The organism is Chryseobacterium sp. BGA-UO-ETr-SB22 (assembly GCF_059567885.1).
In genome coordinates this window covers 123810-145457 of sequence record NZ_JCAQOV010000003.1, presented here as the reverse complement: position 1 = coordinate 145457, position 21648 = coordinate 123810, and the positions used below count along the sequence as shown (strand labels likewise).

The 21648-nt window shown below is 35.3% G+C and carries 22 protein-coding genes; 7 read left to right on the top strand and 15 right to left on the bottom strand.

The annotated features are described in order from the left end of the window. Positions 1–3: 3 nt before the first annotated feature. The 3 genes from AC57AW_RS02460 (at position 4) to AC57AW_RS02450 (ending at position 5846) form a co-directional block, all read left to right on the top strand. On the top strand, positions 4–4794 hold the full coding sequence (locus AC57AW_RS02460; protein ID WP_496350708.1) for a translocation/assembly module TamB domain-containing protein: 4791 nt from the start codon (positions 4–6) through the stop codon (positions 4792–4794). A 134-nt stretch (positions 4795–4928) separates the two neighbouring features. Next, positions 4929–5399, top strand: a complete 471-nt coding sequence (locus AC57AW_RS02455; protein ID WP_318848974.1) for an Lrp/AsnC family transcriptional regulator — start codon at positions 4929–4931, stop codon at positions 5397–5399. A 69-nt stretch (positions 5400–5468) separates the two neighbouring features. Then, positions 5469–5846, top strand: a complete 378-nt coding sequence (locus AC57AW_RS02450) for a hypothetical protein (protein WP_318848975.1) — start codon at positions 5469–5471, stop codon at positions 5844–5846. Positions 5847–5931: 85 nt separating this feature from the next. On the opposite strand, the gene gwsS is transcribed toward AC57AW_RS02450, so the two are convergent. From gwsS to AC57AW_RS02420, 6 genes are all read right to left on the bottom strand, one after another. After that, positions 5932–7002 (bottom strand): grasp-with-spasm system SPASM domain peptide maturase, encoded by a 1071-nt coding sequence (gene gwsS, locus AC57AW_RS02445; RefSeq protein WP_496350707.1) that lies wholly within the window; start codon positions 7000–7002, stop codon positions 5932–5934. A gap of 46 nt (positions 7003–7048) precedes the next feature. Continuing rightward, positions 7049–7975, bottom strand: coding sequence for a hypothetical protein (locus tag AC57AW_RS02440; RefSeq protein WP_496350706.1), 927 nt, complete (start codon positions 7973–7975; stop codon positions 7049–7051). Beyond that, the gene (locus AC57AW_RS02435; RefSeq protein WP_496350705.1) at positions 7972–8151 is read right to left on the bottom strand and encodes a hypothetical protein; all 180 of its coding nucleotides are present in this window, start codon (positions 8149–8151) and stop codon (positions 7972–7974) included. Before AC57AW_RS02435 ends, AC57AW_RS02440 begins: the two co-directional genes overlap by 4 nt. Further along, a complete protein-coding gene (gwsG, locus tag AC57AW_RS02430; protein WP_496350704.1) occupies positions 8148–9053 on the bottom strand; it encodes a grasp-with-spasm system ATP-grasp peptide maturase in 906 nt (301 codons plus the stop codon). The genes AC57AW_RS02435 and gwsG overlap by 4 nt, the downstream gene beginning before the upstream one ends. Position 9054: 1 nt before the next feature. Then, positions 9055–9927: a hypothetical protein gene (locus tag AC57AW_RS02425; protein ID WP_496350703.1), complete on the bottom strand. Its 873-nt coding sequence runs from the start codon at positions 9925–9927 to the stop codon at positions 9055–9057. A gap of 95 nt (positions 9928–10022) precedes the next feature. After that, the gene (locus AC57AW_RS02420; protein WP_318848980.1) at positions 10023–10205 is read right to left on the bottom strand and encodes a grasp-with-spasm system A modified peptide; all 183 of its coding nucleotides are present in this window, start codon (positions 10203–10205) and stop codon (positions 10023–10025) included. 668 nt (positions 10206–10873) lie between these two features. On the opposite strand from AC57AW_RS02420, the gene AC57AW_RS02415 reads away from it, so the two are divergent. From AC57AW_RS02415 to AC57AW_RS02405, 3 genes are all read left to right on the top strand, one after another. Next, positions 10874–11407, top strand: coding sequence for a DUF4303 domain-containing protein (locus tag AC57AW_RS02415; protein ID WP_496350702.1), 534 nt, complete (start codon positions 10874–10876; stop codon positions 11405–11407). 141 nt (positions 11408–11548) lie between these two features. Further along, the gene (locus AC57AW_RS02410; RefSeq protein WP_318848982.1) at positions 11549–12028 is read left to right on the top strand and encodes a hypothetical protein; all 480 of its coding nucleotides are present in this window, start codon (positions 11549–11551) and stop codon (positions 12026–12028) included. After that, a complete protein-coding gene (locus tag AC57AW_RS02405; RefSeq protein WP_496350701.1) occupies positions 12006–12524 on the top strand; it encodes a hypothetical protein in 519 nt (172 codons plus the stop codon). Before AC57AW_RS02410 ends, AC57AW_RS02405 begins: the two co-directional genes overlap by 23 nt. A 198-nt stretch (positions 12525–12722) precedes the next feature. On the opposite strand, the gene AC57AW_RS02400 is transcribed toward AC57AW_RS02405, so the two are convergent. The 3 genes from AC57AW_RS02400 to AC57AW_RS02390 form a co-directional block, all read right to left on the bottom strand. Beyond that, on the bottom strand, positions 12723–13667 hold the full coding sequence (locus tag AC57AW_RS02400; RefSeq protein ID WP_034697001.1) for a transketolase family protein: 945 nt from the start codon (positions 13665–13667) through the stop codon (positions 12723–12725). 100 nt (positions 13668–13767) lie between these two features. Beyond that, complete coding sequence (locus tag AC57AW_RS02395; protein ID WP_496350865.1) at positions 13768–14622, bottom strand: transketolase; 855 nt, start codon at positions 14620–14622, stop codon at positions 13768–13770. A 107-nt stretch (positions 14623–14729) separates the two neighbouring features. Further along, positions 14730–15248: a hypothetical protein gene (locus tag AC57AW_RS02390; protein WP_496350700.1), complete on the bottom strand. Its 519-nt coding sequence runs from the start codon at positions 15246–15248 to the stop codon at positions 14730–14732. 327 nt (positions 15249–15575) lie between these two features. Here AC57AW_RS02390 and AC57AW_RS02385 point away from each other — a divergent pair, with 327 nt between their 5' ends. Continuing rightward, complete coding sequence (locus tag AC57AW_RS02385) at positions 15576–17813, top strand: reprolysin-like metallopeptidase (protein ID WP_496350699.1); 2238 nt, start codon at positions 15576–15578, stop codon at positions 17811–17813. A gap of 69 nt (positions 17814–17882) precedes the next feature. On the opposite strand, the gene AC57AW_RS02380 is transcribed toward AC57AW_RS02385, so the two are convergent. The 6 genes from AC57AW_RS02380 to AC57AW_RS02355 form a co-directional block, all read right to left on the bottom strand. Next, positions 17883–19442, bottom strand: a complete 1560-nt coding sequence (locus tag AC57AW_RS02380) for a sodium:solute symporter (protein ID WP_318848987.1) — start codon at positions 19440–19442, stop codon at positions 17883–17885. A gap of 185 nt (positions 19443–19627) precedes the next feature. Next, positions 19628–19915 carry a GNAT family N-acetyltransferase gene (locus AC57AW_RS02375; RefSeq protein ID WP_318848988.1) on the bottom strand — a complete coding sequence of 96 codons (288 nt, stop codon included), beginning with the start codon at positions 19913–19915 and terminating at the stop codon, positions 19628–19630. A gap of 1 nt (position 19916) precedes the next feature. After that, the gene (locus AC57AW_RS02370) at positions 19917–20312 is read right to left on the bottom strand and encodes an OsmC family protein (protein ID WP_306844012.1); all 396 of its coding nucleotides are present in this window, start codon (positions 20310–20312) and stop codon (positions 19917–19919) included. Then, on the bottom strand, positions 20312–20530 hold the full coding sequence (locus AC57AW_RS02365; RefSeq protein WP_047373661.1) for a (4Fe-4S)-binding protein: 219 nt from the start codon (positions 20528–20530) through the stop codon (positions 20312–20314). The genes AC57AW_RS02370 and AC57AW_RS02365 overlap by 1 nt, the downstream gene beginning before the upstream one ends. 1 nt (position 20531) lies before the next feature. Continuing rightward, complete coding sequence (locus tag AC57AW_RS02360) at positions 20532–21110, bottom strand: TMEM175 family protein (protein WP_496350698.1); 579 nt, start codon at positions 21108–21110, stop codon at positions 20532–20534. After that, positions 21103–21642 (bottom strand): NADPH-dependent FMN reductase, encoded by a 540-nt coding sequence (locus tag AC57AW_RS02355; protein ID WP_496350697.1) that lies wholly within the window; start codon positions 21640–21642, stop codon positions 21103–21105. The genes AC57AW_RS02360 and AC57AW_RS02355 overlap by 8 nt, the downstream gene beginning before the upstream one ends. Positions 21643–21648 lie beyond the last annotated feature (6 nt).

Genomic DNA, 21648 nt, shown 5'->3' with positions numbered 1-21648 from the left:
ATAATGGCAAAGTTAGAGAATAATAACGAGAATGAGAATAAAAAATCGGTAGCTGAAAACCTAGGTGATCAGGTACAGAAGACTGTCGAAAATGTAGAAGAAAAAGTTCGGGAGACAGTAAAAGAAGCATCTGAGCTGGCTTCAGATGCCATACATCATCCTGTGGAAACGGCTGAAGAGTTTGGGAAACAGGCGATGAAAGATGTTACCAGCTATACCTGGTGGGCAAAACTTCTCTTGATTCTCTTTTGGCTGGGTTTGTTTCTGGTAGGAGGTATATTGGTTGTTATCAATCTTCCAGTGACGAAGCAATGGGCAGCAGATCAGGCTCTTCAAATCGTAAATAAAGACTTCAAATCAGGGTTTTCTACAGAAAGTGTAGATGTTAACTACTTTGGGGATGTAACGATAAAAGGTTTAAAAGTAAAAGACTATAAAGGGTTTGATTTTATTAAAGCCCGTGAATTCCGTGCAGATTCGGACTGGATATCTCTGGCTGTGAATGCCATTTCAGGTAAAAGCAATTCTCTAAGCTTCAATTCCCTAACCCTGGTTAATGCCGAAGTAAGAGTAATCACCTATAAAGGAGACAGTATATCCAATTTTGTCAGATTTACAGAACTCTTTGATGACGGAAAGAAAAGAGATCCCAAGAAACCTCCTTTTCAATTGAATTCAAGAGTACAAATTATTGATTCTAAAGTTTCTATTGTCAATGAAAATTCTCCCGGAGAACAAGGTAAATGGCTTACAGCGACAAAATTCAATTTAAAAGCACCGAATGTAAAAGTCAACGGACCGAATGTCTCGGCATTGATCAATAATATGTCATTTGTGACCACAAGATGGGGGAAATCCCATATTGTGGATACTTTTTCAACAGAACTGTCTTTAACGAAACAGTTTTTATCATTAAAAGATCTTACACTGAATACAGATCATACTTTACTTCAGGGAGATATTAAATTTAATCTTCATGACGGATCATGGTCAGATTTTGCTGACAGGGTACGATGGGATATGAACATTCAGCAGGGAAGCCAGATCAGTGGTTATGATATCAGGTATTTTGTGACCAACTGGGATAATATCAAGCCGTTCAATCTTTCCGGGACAATGACAGGGCCTTTAAATAAGTTCCATCTGGAGAATTTCCTGATCAGAAATCCTGATGTCAATATTGCAACCAAAACAATGAAGGTGGATAACCTGCTGAAAGGACATTTTGCTATTGAAACAAAAGACCTTTCCACAGATTTTACTTACAAGGATTTAAAAGCAATGATGCCTTCCTTTATCTCCAAAAAGATGAAAAACTTTGCTGATGATTTCGGGAAATTAAAGTACAACGGGACAGCAAGAGTAAATCCGGATCAGATCTATGTAGATAGCGGAAACTTAATGACAGGAATAGGACAGGCTAAAATTTCCAAACTGACCTTGTCTGGTTACAGTACCGCAATGCCTAAATATTCCGGTTATCTTGATGTGAAAGATCTTAATACATCTGTTATTACAAAGAATAAAACAGTAGGTTTGATCTCTGGTAAATTCGATCTTAACGGACAAAGCTTTGATGTCAATACGATGCGTCTGACAACCAAATCTCAGATTGCTAGCATTGAAATTATGGATAAAACGATCAATAATCTGTATCTGGATGGATTATTGGATCATAAAAAATACAACGGACTTATTACCGTTAATGATGAGCAGGCAAAAGCTACAATCAAAGGATTAATAGACTTCAGTACTTCAAGAGTATCTATGAATGTTAATGCGGATGTTACCTACCTGAACATGAACTATTTTACCAATAAACCTGGCAGCCAGGTGGTAAGCGGTCAGGTTGAAGGTAAGATGGCTATGTCTTCCATTAATGACCTTACTTTAGATGTTGATGCCAATAATCTGCACTTTGCTACAGCAACTCAGAAATATAATATTCCAAATGCCAAATTAAAAACCTTTGTAGAAGCAGGAGGCCGAGTGATAGATGTAGATGCTCCGGGAGCTGCTACTGGTAAAATATCAGGAAGGTACAACCTGGCAGATCTTGCAGGAATGGTAGAAAACGGAGTGGGAAAAATACTGGTGGGACCACCACCGAGAAAATTATACCGCGGACAGAATTTTGCACTGAAGTTTGATATTCAGCAGGGATTAGTCAACTACTTTTTACCGGAACTTAAATTACCGCAGGGAGCTGTTGTAGATGGAGAGTATGATGGAAATTCAAACAATCTGATTCTGAATCTGGATGCCGCTTCTTTGAAATATATGATGACAAAGGAGGAAGAAATTACAGATGCTGATCAAGCGCTGGCGGCTTCCAATCCTGATTATAAAGTGAATGACCGGAAAAATATCAACAGAGACAGTGCGATGGTGGACAGTGTTAAAGTAAGAATTAACACGGCAGATCTTAACCAGCAATTGTATGCTAAGATCAACAGGGTAGTTTATAATAAAAATGTAATCAAAGATTTTGAGCTTAAAGGGAATAATGAGAATGGAAATACGCTTCATTTAGCTACCGTATTTAAGCATGGAAGTCCTGATGATGAAATTAATGAAAAGCTTAAAGAATACGCTATTAATGTAGATCAGTCTACCGATGCGGCCGGTGATTATGTATTCAGATTTGAGCCAACCGAAGTAAAATTCAATGAAGTGACTTGGGCTATAGATACAAGTCCGGAACTGAATCACTCTATTACTTATAGAAGAAATACCGGGGATTTTGATATCAGAAACCTGAGGGTTTATTCTGATAAAAGTGCTCTGTTTATTAAAGAAGCGCAATTTAAATCAGCAAAAGATTTTTATGTAGATGCTGATATCAATGACTTTTCTGTAGAAAAACTTCTGGAAATGCAGTCCGGAGGAAATACAATGGATATCAAAGGTCTTGCCAACGGAAGTGTCAAGATCAAGATGGATAAAAGTACGCTTCAGCCACTGGTAGATCTTACCATTGATGATATTAAGATGAATGGTAACGATATGGGGGATATCTCTATTTCCGCTACCAATGGTTTCTCACTGAACGTTTATGATATAGATGTGAAAGTTCACTCTGCAGGAGTACTTGGAAATAACAGCCTTAATCTGACAGGAACAGTCAACAATAATACTTCTTCTCCAATCATTGATCTTACAGCAGAAATGCGTGATTTTGACCTGTCATTTACACAGCAGTTTGTACAGACTGTTTTCGCAAACCTCAGAGGGAAAGCAACCGGAGACCTTAAAATCAATGGAAAGCTCAGCAACCTGGACTATAACGGTGATATTGCTTTAAAAGATTTCGGATTAAAGCTTTTGTTTACTGGAGTAGATTATTCATTTGATGACACGGTGATTCAGCTGACCAAAGGGCTTGCTATCCTCAACAATATAGAGGTACATGATGGAAGAACCAATTCTAAAGGGAATGTTTCCGGGGCGATCCAGTTTGAGACTCTTTCTTCCATGGGGGTTTCCCTCGTAATGAGAGCGGACAATCTGTTGATGCTTAATACTACCCAAAAAGATTTTGACCTGTTCTGGGGAAGAGTTTACGGACAGGGAGATCTTTACGTGGATGGACCTGTTTCAGGATTAAGTATTACAACTCCTAATATGAAGGCGCTTAATGGAAGTACCTTTACCTTTAATTCAAGTTCTACATCCAATGTGGAAGAATTTAAAATGCTGAGGTTCCTGAAAGAAGGAAAAGATGGTCTGATTACACTGGAAGAAAAGAAGAAAACAGGAGCCAATATGAATATTGATTTCAATCTGGCTGTAGATAAAGGAACTACTGTAAATGTACTGGTGGGTGATGATGTAGGAAATATTACCGTAAAAGGTTCTGCCGATCCGTTGAGGTTCCATATGAACAGGCAGGGGAATATTGCCATGAGCGGTACCTATAAAGTAGATAACGGAACGTTTGTATCTAAGGCAATTCTTAATAAAACATTCCAGATTGAACGGAACAGTAGTATCAGATGGGATGGTGATGCCATGAAGCCTGCATTAGATATTAATGCCAACTATATAAGGATGGTTTCCAATGCCGGAGAATATCTGAGTATGGGGAAACTTCAGCCTATCAGTATTTTGCTGCAGGCCCATATTACCCAGTCGTTGGTAGATCCTAATATTGACCTTAATGTTACCGCTATGGATGTGTCCAGTCAGGTAAGAGAAACGCTTGCTGCCAAGATGAGCCAGGAGGGAGAGAAAGTACTCCAATTCGGTTCTGTTCTTTTGCTGAGCACCTTTAATGTGTCCAACAGTGGTGGAGTAGAAGTGAATGTAGGAAACGTTGCAGAATCGCAAGGGTATAATATGCTTCTTAAACAGTTGGGATCTGTTCTTAATACCATGAGTAACGAATTCCAGATTGACCTGAATTATGTAAAAGGTGACCAGAATTCAAACTTTGGAGACAGAGCCAATGCAGGATTGAGTGTAGCACTTTCCCCAAGAGTTAATATAAAAACTGGGTTGGGTATTCCGTTATCGAAAACAGATGGTGCCCAAAACAACTATTTGTCTACAGAAGGGTCTGTAGAGTATGATTTATCTAAAAAGAACGACGGTACGCTGGTTATACGTGCTTATTCTAAGCCTACGAACATCGGGATGGTGAGTACAAACGGTTCTGCAAATCAAGCCTATGGAGGAGGGGTTGTGTGGAGTAAAAGCTTCAATTCTTTGTTTAAAAAGAAGAAAAAAGACAAAAAAACTTCAGATGCAAAAGGTGAAATAAAAACAGATTCTATAAAATCGAATGCCAAATAATTAGAATATTTTAATGATTTTTATCATCTGTGTTAATTATTGTTAATGTTTGATATATATTTTTTAGTTAAATTATTTTTCGTAAATTTGCAAAAAATACATAGATTTTTTAAAGAAATTGTAATTTAACTAATATGAACTATCAACTGGACGAAATAGACAAGAAAATTCTTGATTTCTTAGTAGAAAACACAAGAATGCCTTTTACAGAAATTGCAAAGCAGATGGATGTTTCTGCTGGAACAATTCACGTAAGAGTGAAAAAGATGGAAGATGCAGGTATTATTTTGGGATCATCTCTTAATATCGATTATGGTAAGCTTGATTATCATTTTACAGCTTTCATAGGTATCCTTTTGACAAAATCAAACCGTACTCAGGAAGTATTGAAAGAATTGTCAGTGTTACCGAACGTAATTGAAGCTAGCGTTATTTCAGGAAAATATAATATTTTCTGTAAAGTAAGAGCTAAGAATACGGAAGATGCTAAAAGAATTATCTATCAGATCGATGACATTCAGGACGTAATGAGAACTGAAAGTATGATTTCTATGGAAGAATTCCTAAGTGACAAAAATAGATTGATCAACGCTATCTCTATATAAGTCAAATTTTAAACGAATAATTATAAAAGAACTTATGAAATTTCTCATAAGTTCTTTATTTTTGTAGGTATGGAAGAATACAGTTATTTTGACGAAGATCCGAAGAAAGGATGGGGATTTGTACTGGCATTTGCCGCCTTAATGTTGTTTACCATAATGGGGCTTGGAATAGATGTGGATGAGTATCTGCAGCATGAATATCTGGAGATCCCAAGGTGGTATTTCTATGTTATTTTTTCAATTGATGTATTGATGATGCTTGGGCTGGTACTGATGTTCTTCTACAGAAAAATAGGAATCATCATGTTCCCGGCTTTATTGGTAATGCACTTCTTTATGCACAATTATTACCTGTCTACATTCTTGTATACAGATGTTACCAACCTTTTCCTGTTTACAGGATTCGGAATGCTTGCCATTATCCCGAAATGGAAGTTTTTCAAATAAGAACATAATCACTTTGCAATAAAATAACAAACGGCTTTTAAATAGAATTTAAAAGCCGTTTTTGAATATAAGGGGATGAGAAATACTAACTGATTGCTAACGAATGAAAAATTTTTTGCTTTAAAGGATTTTTTGTCCAATCTTCCCATGTTCCTGTATAGGGATTATAGCCGCATTTTAGAGGTTTTGATACAATGACACCATCTTTGGTTTTTTCTGCATTTTCGGTATACGCCCTGCAGTCTGTGCAAACATATCGGAACTCACAGTCTTTGCAGATTTCTATCTTGTCTTTTGTCAGATTCCAATATTTTTTGAAATCAGGCTGGGCTATTGCTTCTTCGAGGCTGTTTTTATGGAGGTTTCCAAAGCTTTCAGTCATCAGCGGACAGTTTTTAATAGTACCGTTTCTGTCAATGCCTATCTTTTTATACAGGCAGGAGTTGTGGTTCATAGCTTCTATGACTTTAGAAATATTGGTATTGAAATATTTCAGTTCCACTTTTCCACAGGCAGAGAGTTTCAGGTCATCTTTAAGAAAATGGAGCGAGAATCTATATTCATCTTTAGCTTTGAAAGGAGGTTTCGAACAATTGTAGAAAATGAGACTGTATATTCTGACTGTATTTTTTTGAAGAGCCTGTATAAAATATAGATTGGTATCCTGATGATACGGAGAAAAGATTTCTATTCCTGACAGCACTGAAGTTTTAAAAGTATCATCAATTTCTATGAATTCATTTATTGTTAATGGTTTTAAACTGTAAATAACCAAATGTTTAATTCCCAGGTTTTCTATAGACGGTTTTATTTTTTTCAGCAGCTTTATATCTTCCATTTCTATAAAGACATTGGTAATAATACTGGGCTCGTGATGCTCGTAAGAAAGAGAAGGGAAATTTCTATCCCAATCATTCTCTGTGATAAATCCATATTCTTTTTCCAGCAGGAGATTGATGTATTCCTGAACAATTACTTTGGATTCTTTATCGTAATCCTTCAATATATCCTCAATAGAGTGGCTTTTCAGATCTTCAATAATCTCATGCAATTCTAAAGGATAGAGTTCAGATACATTTCTCTGCAGATCCGAAATAAGAATTCTGCTGGCTCCTTTGGTGATGAGGATCGTTGAGAATAGATTAAAGTATTTCATAAGTTAGGTAAAGATATTTTTTCAATATTTTGGCAAATGATCAGTATCAATTTTTATTTTTCATTTTCTTTTGAAAATCTTTGGTGATATTTGAAGATTGTTTTAGGCTTGGAAATCCAATTGCTCTTCGGTTTTTGTTTATCCGTGCTGAGTCTGATGCACTAAAATCAGGTGTGGAATAATGGATGAATATCCCATAAATAGTTTCAAGATGATTAATATATTGATGTTTATCTACCATGTCTATGTATTCTCTAGGGGTACATTCACCAGACTTTACATATTCCAATAACTTCACCTTAAAATACTCATAATTCTGAGATCCTGCTATATGATTGAGCAGTACACCCATAGGCATAAATCTGTTATCGTTGCCTGTTAGGCCAATTTTTTGCTTGGATGGGAAACCATAATTTTTAAATGTCCATAAGAGAAGATTGGTATTTTTTCTATCATTAATTTCTACTATTGATCCAGTTCGTTCATTGTATTGATCTCTTTGAAATGCAACACTGAAAGAATCAATTAATGTTTTATTTAACCCTTTTTTCCATTGATCAATCTTTTGTTCTACTGCTATACTATCAATTCCATATTTTTTATAAAGCTTAAAAAAAGCGGAATCTTCTCTTTTATATTTCCAATAAGGTGCTACCTGTGTTATCAGTTTATCTAAGCCTTTATGCCCTCCGAAATTTTTACTGTATCGATCAGAATATTTAATATAATTTTCGTATTCTTCTATTCTGTCATTTTGTGATGGTGGGTATTTTTTAAATAATTTTTTATATTGTTTGATGGTAGCAAGAGTATCTTTATTTATTCTAAGTGTACTATCAATGGCATATACTTTATTATAATAATCAATATAATTTCGATTTTTGCAGGCGGAAAGAAATAAGCAAAGAATCAAAGAAGTTATATACGTTAAATTAATGTCTTTATTTTGTGTTTTTATATTAAAATACCTCATAATAGGCGGTTCAGTGATTTCATTGGTTTTTCTCTGATATAGAAGTTAGTCTGATATTTTTCACAGTCTAAAACATAAATAATATCATTGTTTTTTTTGAGCTTCTGATCATTGAATTTTTCAATATATTGGAAAGTAAGCGGAAGCTTATTTTTTTCTTTAACTTTAATTTTCATAAGTAGTCAGCTATTTCTTTGTCCAACGAATAGTTGCAGGTATGAGACAATCCAAGGAATTGTCCGATAGTATTGACTTCTAAAAAATAGAATTTTCCATCCTTTCCTTTGATAAAATCCAGTGATCCGCAATTAAGATCTAATGTCTTCATTAGAAGATGAATTTTTTTCTCAATGTCAATCCTAAGTTTGTAAGGGATGTTTCTATTAGGTTTTTCTAAATTATACTTTCTGAAATCTGTCTTGGTTTGCTCATCATTTTGAGAAAAAATAGCCATCGAATAGCACTTTCCATTGAGATAAAATGTTCTTATTTCAAATTCTTTATCAATCTTATCCTGAAAGAATGTGGTAAAGAACTTCATCTTTTCTCTCTTATGTACCGTTGAGGTATACATGATACCATTTAAATCCATATCAATATCATCCAATATTGGGTTTCCTCCAATCGTTTTTATAATGGTTGTATTCAAAGAAACCTGATCAGTATTGTCAGCCAAAAAATATTCCGGAACGTCTAACCCTGCTTTTGTAGCTTCTTCCAGTACCAATAACTTGTTAATATCACTGTTACTTTCTTTATTGATATGTTTCTTGGACTCCAGTTTGGTTCTTACATAATCTTCAAGCCAGTGCTGTACTTCATTCATATGGGCATTCACAGCACCATTGTCATATCTCAGACGTTTAATCTTTAATCTGCCTCTTCTGTACCATACGCTGGTAATTTCATCCAAAAAAAAGGAATTTCTGCTACTTTCTAAAAAGATTTTTTTGTTTTCAGTTTTAATTTCAAAAACTTCATCCTCATGGATGCGTATAAATTTCTTTTTCGCGGCAAGGAGCCATTTGATGATTATCATGGTCGTCCTTTCATTGTTGTTGGAAATAATGAGGATCATTTCACAATTTGTTTTTGATTTTAGATACATATCTTAAAGGAGGTAGTCCTATGGTTTTCCTGTTTCGGTTTACTTTTACAGTATCAATGATAGATTTATAGCTTGGATAAGAACCATATATCATCTCTTTTTTATCGATTTGGAGATCATGCCTGTCTACCATATTTGCGTAATCTCTTGGAATGCAATCTCCGGATTTTACATACTCCAGCATTTTCATTTTGAAATAATTATACTCTTTTGATTCTATCATATGGCTGAACAAGGGGTGCATTGGCATAAATATATCATCATTTCCAATAAGTCCTATTTTTTGTATTGAAGGATAACCATAGTTTTCAAAAGTCCATTTTATCAGCTCTGTATTTATTCTGTCATTCTTTTCCATGAGCTGAGGATCTTTTCGCCCTTCAGCCTGATCACGGGTAAAAGCAATACTAAAAGAATCTACCAATCGTCTATTCAAACCTTTTTTCCAGTCTGTAATTCTTTGTTTTACTTCAGTACTATCTATCCCATATTTTTGAAACAATGCAAAATACTTTTCATGAGAGCCTTCATAAGGAGCAATCAGGGGGATAAGCTTGTAAAGACTTCTCTTTCCTCCGAAATCTTTTTGATGTTCATCAGCCAGTTTAATATACGTCTCATATTCTTCAATATGATCTTGATTTCTCGGATTATATTTCCGGAATAATTTCCGGTATTGTTGTATTGCTTTTTCTGGATGATTGGCGATTCTATAGATGCTGTCAATTTCATTTACTTTATTGTAATACAAAATATAATTATTGCTTTTACTTTTACAGGAAATGAATATAAAAGGAATAATGAACAATGGTCCTATATATTTCAAAATCAAATTTTGTCTCATTTTATAATCCGTTTTTATTGATTCAATACAGTGTGCTTATTTGTAAAAGGAGGAAATAATTCCTCCCTTACAATGTATGATAGATAAGGACAAATTTATCCTACTTCTAAAGTTGATGAAAGTTTATGATCTACCCAGGTTTCTTTGTCATATACTTCTCCCTTATTTGTAGAAACATAGTTGATTGCAGTATCTCCACCTTTGATAGACTGTAGGTTTTTCATTTTTTTGTTTTCTAAAGAAGAGTAATTACTCTTCATACCAATTAACTTTTTCATGTTGATCATTTTTTGTTGTGTTGTGTAAATCATTTGTGTCATATAAACCCTGACATTGGGATGAATAATTCGCATATTTTCATGTACTGTACACATACAATGTAAACATGCAGAATGTATTTCGTCAACGTTGATGCTTTCAAAACTAAAAATTATCACATCACTTCAAAGGGATATAATGTGTATGTGACTTGTTTTTTTTATGTACACAAATACACATGAAATGTGGGATAAATCGGAAGGGTTGGTGAAATATTTGAAATTTGAAAAAGAATAAAGAAAAGTTTATTCCCGTGATGAAAATCTCAAAAGAAAAAAGGCTATTATCAAGTAATATATTCTTTTGTACAATATGGAGGAATAGGTGAGATTGATGCTGAAAATAAAAGGTTAAGTAGCTTATTTGAAAGGTATTTGCATGTTTTTAATGATGTTATTCGGGGAAAATCAGCGGTTTTTGAATGAAAAATGATCAGAAAGCTATTTAAATTTTTACAAAAAAGTTCTGATTTTATGTTCATTCGTATTTGTGAAGCTTTGGATTATCATAAAATTCTAAAAATAGAATAGCTATAATCATGAATTTGGCTCTACTTATAAAGAATATAATGTACTGATTTGATAGGATAAAGGTAATTTTACCGCCCATTTTAAAAAAGAAAAGAAGTATGGATTTTGAAATTTTGAAACAGCAGATAGAAGATGCTGCCAGGAAAGCTTTTTTAGAAGTGTATGAAAAGCATGGATCAGAAGAGATTTACAGCTTTGCACTATACAGTGATGAAGGAGCAATGACGGTATGCCCTGCAACCAATACCATGAAAGTACTGAAAGCTGCAGATGAGGATGATGCTCTTTATTATAAATATGAACCAGCAGAATGGACCTATGAAATGAAAGGAGCCGATGAAGAATTCAATGAAATCTCTACGCAGCTGAGAACAGAATTGGATAAACATGATGACGATGATCAATGGTTTGACGGTTTTCAGACTAAGTTATATTCCACCTGCATTGAAGTGCTGGAAAAGCTTAAGAATGAAAACTTTTTCACAAAGATCACAGGCAAAGATATTTTCCTGATTTTCACGGTCTCAGATTATGAGTTTGAGAGCGAAGAATTAAAAGATCTTATTGTAAGACTTAATGATAACAAATATAAGAGTGAATATCTGAATTGGATGGCTACCTGGGGCAATTAAAAGAATGTCGAATTAAAAAAACACTTTAAATATATAATACATATGAAGACCGATAAAATAATTGTCTCAGAAGCCTCTTATCAATCACTACCTCTATAATATCAGAAAGAAACCAAAATTTAAACAACAATTATATTAATTATGAACAATTACAAATTTTATAAACAAGAAGGAAATCAATATATTTTTAAAAACCAGCCAGTATTTGTAATGGTACTTTGTATTTTCTTTCTGATCGTAGCAGGATTACTTTTTAATAGTGTCAGAACTCTTAGCTATGTTCTTATTGCAGTGGTAGCACTTATTCTGGTTAATTTTTTCACCAAGAAATTCATTATTGATATGGATCGTATGACGATTACAGGGAAGCATACCATTTTTGTCCCGGCCAGAACCTATCCATTAGAGAATTTCAGAAACTTCCATGTGCTGGCAACAAAGTATATGGGGTTTATCACTACCAATGTGATCCTGTCTGTGTATTTTGAAGTTGATGGTAAAGAAAAGAAGCTTACAATAGGCCAGGCTCTTACACAAAAGGGAATACAGAAGATGGTGAATGAAACAGAAGATATTATGAACATTAATAATCCTGAGAATGGACATCCTAGACCGTTATAAGTTTCAGGAAAACGGAAGTGCAATAAGCTTTATGCCCAACTATAATTTCCTGCGTACTTTGGTATGGTGGCTGGGATTGGGTGTGACTGTTCTTCCTGCAGTTATTTACTACTTTAAGGATAAGATGTCGCGGGACCAGTTTAATATTGCATTAGGGATATGGGTAATTTATATGCTGTACTTTCTCTTTGATCTTTTTTTCAGAGTTCCTGTAAAATATATTTTTGATAAATCAGAGAAGTGTATCTATAGAAGACTTTTTTTGTCTAAAAAGCTCATGAATTTTGATGAAATGACCTATTTTGTTAATAAAGAAAGCGGAACTCATTATTATTCAATTGGGAAAAAAAGAAATCAGTTTGTGAAAAACTACAGAATCAGCAATTATTTCTCCGGTTCAAAAGCTTCAGACAGAAGAGAGGATCATTATATCAGAGAAATATTATGCCCTGTTCTGATTGCCGTGGGAATTCCGCTGAATCAGCCGGAACAATAACAATGAAGGATAAAAACTAATACAATGAAAAGTGGAAGTATAACCATTCCCTTCCATTGGAGGGGTGGCGAAAATTCAAAGAATTTTTGACGGAGTGGTTATATACATTTATAATCAAATTTTCACAAATCAACCAATAAAAAAATCCGGCGGTTTCGAAGAAACCGCCGGATTTTGTCTATATAAAAATAGCTTATCTTAAGCTAAAATTCTCTTTACAGCTTCTTTCACTGCAGCAGCATCAATTTTATACTTCTTCATTAGTTCTGCAGGGGTTGCAGACTCTCCGAAAGTATCATTTACCGCTACAAATTCCTGTCTTGTAGGTCTTTTTCTTGCAAGCATACCTGCAACAGATTCTCCTAAACCACCAAGGTAGTTGTGCTCCTCAGCCGTTACAATCTTACCTGTTTTTTCAACAGATTTTAAAATGATCTCTTCATCAAGAGGCTTAATAGTGTGAATGTTGATAACCTCACAAGAAATACCTTCTTTCTCAAGCTCATCAGCTGCTACAAGAGATTCCCATACCAGGTGTCCTGTTGCAACAATCGTTACATCAGTACCTTCCTGAAGCATAATTCCTTTTCCGATTTCGAAAGGCATATCTTCCGGAATGAAAACAGGAACTACCGGTCTTCCGAATCTTAAATATACAGGACCTTCAAAATCTGCAATCGCTAAAGTAGCAGCTTTAGTCTGGTTGTAGTCACAAGTATTGATTACCGTCATTCCAGGAAGCATCTTCATCATACCGATATCTTCAAGAACCTGGTGAGTAGCTCCATCTTCTCCTAAAGTAAGACCTGCGTGAGATGCACAGATTTTCACATTTTTGTTAGAATAAGCGATAGACTGACGAATCTGGTCATATACTCTTGAAGTAGAAAAGTTAGCGAAAGTTCCTGTGAAAGGAATTTTTCCTGTAATGCTAAGACCTGCAGCAATTCCCATCATGTTAGCTTCTGCAATCCCTATCTGGAAAAATCTTTCCGGAGCCTTTTCAATGAATTTCTCCATTTTCAAAGAACCGATAAGGTCTGCGCAAAGTGCTACAACATTAGGATTTTTATCAGCTAATTCAGCTAATCCTGCTCCGAATCCTGAACGAGTATCCTTTTTTTCTGTATATGTATATTTCATTTTACTAAAGTTTTTGATAATTGATAAATAGTGATGACAGATTAATAATAGTATAAAGTTCTAGAGGCATCATTTATCAATAATAATTTATCATTTATAATTAATAATCAGCCGGAGCTTCTAGGTACAATTGCTTGAATGCTGTTTCCAACTGCTCATCATTAGGAGCTTTACCGTGCCAAGCATGAGAGCCCATCATATAATCAACTCCGTAACCCATTTCTGTATGAAGAAGAATAACAACCGGCTTTCCTTTTCCAGTTTCTGTTTTTGCTTTCTCAAGAATAGCAATTACTGCTTCAAGGTCGTTCCCATTTTTCTCTTCCAAAACAGTCCATCCAAAAGCTTCCAGTTTTGCATGAAGATTTCCTAATGAAAGTACATTGTCTGTACTTCCGTCAATTTGTTGTCCGTTATAGTCAATGGTAGAAATGATGTTATCCACCTTCTTAGCAGAAGCATACATAAAAGCTTCCCAATTCTGACCTTCCTGCAATTCTCCGTCTCCATGTAGAGTATATACCAAAGAGCTGTCTCCATCTAATTTCTTAGCCTGAGCTACACCTAAAGCTACAGAAAGACCTTGTCCTAAAGATCCTGAAGCCACTCTGATTCCCGGAAGACCTTCATGGGTTGTTGGATGCCCCTGTAATCTTGAATCTAATTTTCTGAAAGTGCTCAGCTCTTCAACGGGGAAGAAACCGAATCTTGCCAATGTAGAGTAGAATACCGGAGAAATGTGTCCGTTTGATAGATAAAAATGATCTTCATTTTTGCCTTCCATTGTGAAAGGAAGTTTATAGTTCATCACTTTTCCATAAAGGGCTGTGAAGTATTCTGTACAACCTAAACTTCCGCCCGGGTGTCCTGAATTTACAGCGTGAACCATTCTTAAAATGTCTCTTCTGATCTGCGTAGTAAGAGATTTTAGCTCTTCAATACTTTTACTCATTATATCTGATTTATTTGCACGCGAATTTACAATTTTTTACCGGCTTATGGAAATGCAAAAATCCGGATTTTTAGATCCGGATTTTAATTTATTTGAATATTTTCCCGCTTTTAGCAGCCTTCATTGAGGTAAACGGAAATTTCTGTAACAATATTATTAACAAATTTAAAGCTTAACAACGTTCCTGCCTGACTGTCTTCAATATTAAAATAACCGGAATCTTTGATAGGTTTGCTATTGTCATCCCAATCCGGACGTACACTGAAGTTGGAATAATTTCTATAAGCATTGATAAGGTCATCTCTGGTGCTTCCAACCCCAATTCCACTTTTGGTCTTAAATTTTTTACTCGTTGTTGTCATGTAAGTAATAGAAGGAACACTCGGATTGGCTTCATTAATATAATTGTCGAAAAGATCAATCTGGATGGTCTCTCCATTATACTTTACCAGGTTTTTTTTCTCCCCATTAGAGTTGGTAAGTTTTGTTCCTGCAATTTTTTCAGCTTCAACTTTGGGCATAAAGACTTTAAACGGGCCGATTCTTAATGTTGATACTTCAAAATTTTCCTGGGCACTCATACATACAAATGTTAATGAAAATACGAGGATTGAGATAATTTTTTTCATAGTTTTTTGATTTCTGTTTCTTTTTATTTTGTTGAATTTTTGAATGTATTTATATCATTCGGATCAAAGATAATTAAAATACAAAAGTCTATAAAATTAGTTATTGTAATAAAGAAAATTTACGTATTGTGTTGAATGCTTTGTGGTAGCTTGATTGTTGCTTTTTTGCTACTAAATGTCATTTTTTTTTGAATTTTAATATATACTATTTGAATAAATTTAACTAATTTTATAATTCAATATTATTTGAATTATGAACATTTAACTGATTATTTTTCGGTTTTTGATCTTGTTATTTGAATTAATAAAAATTACATACCATTATATATGAAAATTAAACAATTATTTTATTTGGGGATATTTGTCATATCCATTTCCTCAGGGAAAGCGCAGGACTTTTTTACAGTAATCAATGAGAGGTCCATTAAAGCAGATCCTAAAAACAGAACCGTACAACCGGAAAAGTCACTGACCTATACATTGGATGTGGCTGGAATGAAAAGTTATTTTAATTCCGTTCCGGAATTGAAAGACAGCGATCGTAAAAATAATGCACCAATTATTGTTCTGCCAATGCCGGACGGTACGAAAGCGAAATTCAGGATTTGGAAATCTTCGGTGATGGCTCTTGGATTGGCAAGTCAGTTTCCACAGATTGTTACTTTTACAGGACAGGGAATTGATGATAAGTATGCTACTATAAAACTTGATTTTACCGAACTTGGATTCCATGCGCAGATAAAATCTGTGGTAGCAGGTGATACTTATATTGACCCTTATGCAAAATTGGATGTCAACAATTATATCATTTATAAGAAAAGTGATCTGATTGATAAAAATCCAAGATCTTGTGGAGTAAAAGATGAGGATGAAACTTCATTAGGAAAAAAAAACGCTCAAAAAACAACAGCTCCAAGCGTAGGAACTCAAATTAGGGTTTTTAGATTGGCTGTTGCTTGTACAGGGGAATATGCGGTAGCTGCAACAGGTTCTGCAACACCTACTGTTGCACAGACACTTTCAGCCATTGTAACTTCTGTGAACAGAGTAAACGGAGTGTATGAGCAGGAAGTTGCTTCAAGATTGGTATTGGTGGATAATGAAGCCAATGTTGTTTTTACCAATGCTGCTACAGATCCTTTTAACGGAAATAATGCTGCAGGTACATTAATTAATGAAAGCCAGACTCAGATTGATTTACTGATAGGAAATGCTAATTATGACATCGGTCATACTTTCAGTACAGGTGGTGGTGGATTGGCAGGATTAGGAGTAATCTGTAATGCAACCAATAAAGGGAGAGGGATCACTGGTTCTCCAAACCCTGTTGGTGATCCTTACGATATTGATTATGTAGCTCATGAAGTAGGACACCAGTTTGGAGGTCCACATACTTTCAATGCAACTACAGGAAGTTGTGGAGGAGGTAACCGTAGTGCAGCCAATGCTGTAGAACCCGGAAGTGGAGTTACCATTATGGCCTACGCAGGAATTTGTGGAAGTACAAATAATTTAGCTCCGAACAGTATTCCTACTTTCCATACCAAATCATTCCAGTCTATTACAGCGAAAGTTCAGTCTACATCATGTCAGGTAACAAGTTCTTCTAACAATTTTCCTCCTTCTGTAAATGCCGGAGGTGATTTTACCATACCTAAGAGTACACCGTTTAGATTAGAAGGATCTGCTTCAGATATAGACAACAATCCACTTACTTACAGCTGGGAACAGAATGATGTAGGCCCGGCAAGTGACTGGAATGCACCAACATTAAATGCAGCTATATTCAGATCATATGTACCTGTAACCGTACCTTACAGATATTTTCCGAAACTTTCAGATGTGATCAGCGGTACAGTATCCAAAGGAGAGTTTAAACCATCCTATGCAAGAACCATGGAGTTCAGACTGACTGTAAGAGATAATAACGCAGGGTGTGCAGGAGTTACTAATGATGATGCTATTATTACTGTTGATGGAAATTCAGGGCCGTTCAATGTAACTGCACCTACTACAGCTGTCAACTGGGCAGGTAATTCTACTCAGACCATAACGTGGGATGTAGCGAACACAACTGCCTTCCCTGTAAATTGTGCTACTGTAAATATTTTCCTTTCTACAGATGGAGGTCTTACATATCCTACACTTATCTTAGGCTCTACTGCAAATGATGGCTCCGAGACCGTTACCATTCCTAATATAACAACTACGCAGGCTAGAATTATGGTGGCAGCAGAGACGAATGTATTTTACAATATAAACCCTATTAACTTTACGATCACACAGACATTGGGAGTGAGCGAAACAGCTTCAAATAAAGATGTATTCGTAGTGTATCCTAATCCAAGTAAAGGACTTCTGAATATTAAATTTACCAATTCAAATGAAGTGTATGATATGACAGTATATGATGTAAGCGGGAAATTAGTATTCACTCAGGCTAATAATAAATTGAATCATGATAAAGTGGGTACTTTTGACTTGTCTCAATTGGTTAAAGGTGATTATCTGGTTAAAGTTAAATCTAAGAACTTAGAGAAAACAGTTAAATGGATTAAAGAATAAAGAATCCATTCACCAAAATAAAAAAGGCTGTCTTCAATTGAGGACAGCCTTTTTATTTTTTTATAAAGATTAAACGACTCTTAAATGTTGTTTATTTTTTACCAGCCACAGGCCAATAAAGGTCAGAAGACCGTTAAGAACAATCAGTTCCACACCAATTTTGTAATCAGTATACGTGGTAACAGCCATATTGATCAGATAGGTAAGTACAGGTGCCAAAATAGTTACCGCAAGAATGGAGTATTTTCTGGAAATCTGAAACTTCGTGAAAATTCCAAAAGCAAAAAGGCCTAAAAGCGGTCCGTAAGTATATCCTGCAATTTCCATGATCAGATAAACAATAGATTTGTCATTCATTGCTTTGAAAACCATGATCAGGATAAAGAAAACTACCGTAAAAATCAAATGTACTTTCATACGAAGACGTTTCTTCTCTTTTTCTGTTTTGGTTTTATCTTCATTAAGATTTAATAAATCTACACAATACGAACTTGTTACAGCTGTTAAAGCACCATCAGCAGAAGGGAATAACGCAGAGATCAATCCGATGATGAAAATAACGGAAATGGTCATTGGGAAATAACCCTGAAGCGATAAAGCCGGGAAAAGGTCGTCTCCCATTACATTTTTAATATTTCCTGCAGTATCTTTAAATCCGAAAATATTCGTCACAGTTTCAGATTTCAGAGTTCCATATTCAGCTCCGTGCTGTAATGCAAAAAGATAAAGTAATCCTCCCAGGAATAAGAAGGCAAGGTTCACGATAAGAAGTGTTCCTGCAAACGTCAGCATGTTTTTCTTGGAGTTCTTAAGATTATCTACAGAGATATTTTTCTGCATCATTTCCTGATCCAGCCCTGTCATCGCAATGGTAATAAAAATTCCGCCCAGAATAGTTTTCAGGAAAAAGGTCTTGGAATTAGGATCAAAATTGATGAAATGAGTATAGTTTTTCTGCTCCAGAATAGTATATGCTTCTCCAAATGATAAATTAAGGTTTGATAAAATATAAACGATACATGCTACAAGGCTGATAATCATAAAAGAAGTCTGCAGCGTATCTGTAATAACAATCGTCTTTACACCGCCTTCAAAAGTGTACAGAAGTACCATCAGCAAAAGGACAAGAGAAGTTACCCAAAATGGAACTCCCAACCCTTGAAGTAAGAATATTTGTAAAACGTTGACTACCAAATATAATCTTGCTGTGGCACCAATAGCTCTTGAAATAATAAAGAAGATAGAGCCTATTTTATGAGCTTCCACATTGAATCTTTTCCCCAGATACGTATAAATAGACGTCAGATTCATCTTATAATAAAGTGGAAGCAGTATGGCTGCAACGATAAAATATCCGATGAAAAACCCGATTACCATCATGTAATATTCAAAACCTCCGTAAATATATTCGGAGCCTGTCATTTTTCCTACAGTTCCCGGAACAGAAATAAAAGTAACTCCGCTTAAGCTGGTTCCTATCATCCCGAATGCAACGAGCCACCATTTACTCTTTTTGTTACCGATAAAAAATGACTGGTTATCAGAATTCCGGCTGGTGAAATAGGAAATCACCAAAAGGCCAATAAAATAGATGAAAACAAATAGCAAAAGGATAGTTCCTGGATTCATGCTTGATTTTTAAATTTTAGCAAATATATAAAAAAGATCAGTCGTGAATCATGAATTTGAAATACTGTTGATTTCAAAACAAATTGTGATGAGTATTTTGCTTTACAGTCTGTATTTTACATAAATAAAAAACCTTCCAGAGAATCTCTCTGAAAGGTTTGTATTGTAAGGGTGGAAAACAGTGGCTAGTTCACTAAAACATCCTGAAGTTCCTCACTTTTCTGGAAACTTGCCTTAGCAAAAGGGCAGAGGGGAATGATCTTCTTCTCGTTTTTTCTGGCAAAATCCACTGCAGCCAGAAGCATTTCTTTGCCTACACCTTTTCCGTTGTAAGCTTCTTCCACCTCAGTGTGGTCTATAATAAATCTTTCTTCTCCCGCCCAGGTATACGTCATCATTCCTGCGCGACTTCCATCTATGAAAGCTTCAAAACTTCCGTGTTTATCGTCGTTGTTTTGTTTTACTTCGATCATGTTATGAGAATTTAGTTAGTATTTCTATATCGTTGGTTAATATTTTATGAACAGGGCATGCATCAGCAATGGTGTGCAGTCTTTTCAGCTGCTCATCATCCAGAATACCTTCAAAGCTGATGTCTCTTTTGAAAACAGCTCTTTTTGTTAATGGGAAATTTTCAAGCTCTACTTCCACATTGATGTTTTCTACATCCCATTCTTTTCTTTCAATATACATCCTCAATGTAGCAGCTGTACAGCTTGCCAGTGACGTCGCCAGAATTTCCATGGGATTAAAACCTTTGTTCTGTCCGCCTTTATCAATCGGTTCATCAGTGATGATCTGATTTTCGCCAGCCGTTACTTCTGTATAATATTTTGTTTTTCCTAAACTTGCTTTTACCGTTACCGCCATTATTTTTCTGTATTGAATTTATAACTTAATGCTCCTGAAGGGCATTGATCTATCTGTGTTCTAAGTTCTTCCGGGCTTGCATTTTCTGCTTTTATCCAAGGTCTTTCTTTAGGGTTGTAGACTTTTGGAAGTAATTTTACACATACAGCCGAGTGGATACACTTTTGAGGCTGCCAGATAACGGTGATATTACCGTTGGGATATTCGTGTGTTTCCATATCAATTTTCTTTTAATGATTTTTCGATTCTTCTGTCTGGAATCAGCCATATAAGAGCCACTAGATAATAAAAACCTATGGCAATATAAGGATAAAAAAATGAAGTAGCGATGCCAAGAACATAAAAAATAATAGAGATATATTCTTTATATTTCGAATGGATAGCCTCTTTCAGCTTGGAGTCTTCTCCCTCGCACTGGATAATGACATGCTCCAGAATAGTATAGGCAATTGCCGCCATAATGAGCCCGATACCATACACTGCAACAGGATTTTTAGCAAAACCGGTAGTTCCGATCCATTCCGTAGCAACAGGCATCAGAGAAAGCCAGAACAAAAGGTGAAGATTGGCCCAAAGAATGCTTCCATTTACTTTTTTTACCGTCTGAAACAAATGATGATGGTTGTTCCAGTAGATTCCTATATAAATAAAACTGAAAATATAAGCCAAAAACTTGGGAAGAAGAGAAGTGAGGCTGGCCCAGCTATTTCCCTCAGGTACTTTAAGTTCAAGCACCATAATGGTGATAATAATAGCAAGGACACCATCACTGAATGCCTCCAGTCTCCCTTTAGTCATTCGCTTTAACCTGATTTTTAAAGTTTTGTATTTTATTCTTCAGATCATTCAGCATATCCGGATTGATGATTCCGCTTTCCATGTCAAAGTTTTCATAAAACTTAGGCAATGAAAAAGTATCCTTGATATCTGCTGCAAACTGAGGGAAAAATGTCTTTGCCGTATTCATCACATTTCCTCCGCCATAACCTCCAGGAGAAGTACTCATGAGAAGCATCGGTTTGTTCTGAAATACTTTTACATTAATCCTTGAAGACCAGTCAAAAACATTTTTAAAGGCTGAACTGTAAGAACGGTTGTGCTCCGCAAGAGAGCAGATGATCACATCACATTCTTCAATAGCTTTTAAAAAACCATGGGCTTCATCCGGAAATCCTTTCTTTTCAAGATCCACAGAGAAAACGGGCATGGTGAAATCGTTGAGGTCAATCAAATTGATTTCCTCATCCTGAAAATCTTTCAGAACAAACTTTACCAGTTCCCTGTTGATAGAAGTGGAAGATGTACTTCCTGCAAATGCTAATATTTTCATGGTCTG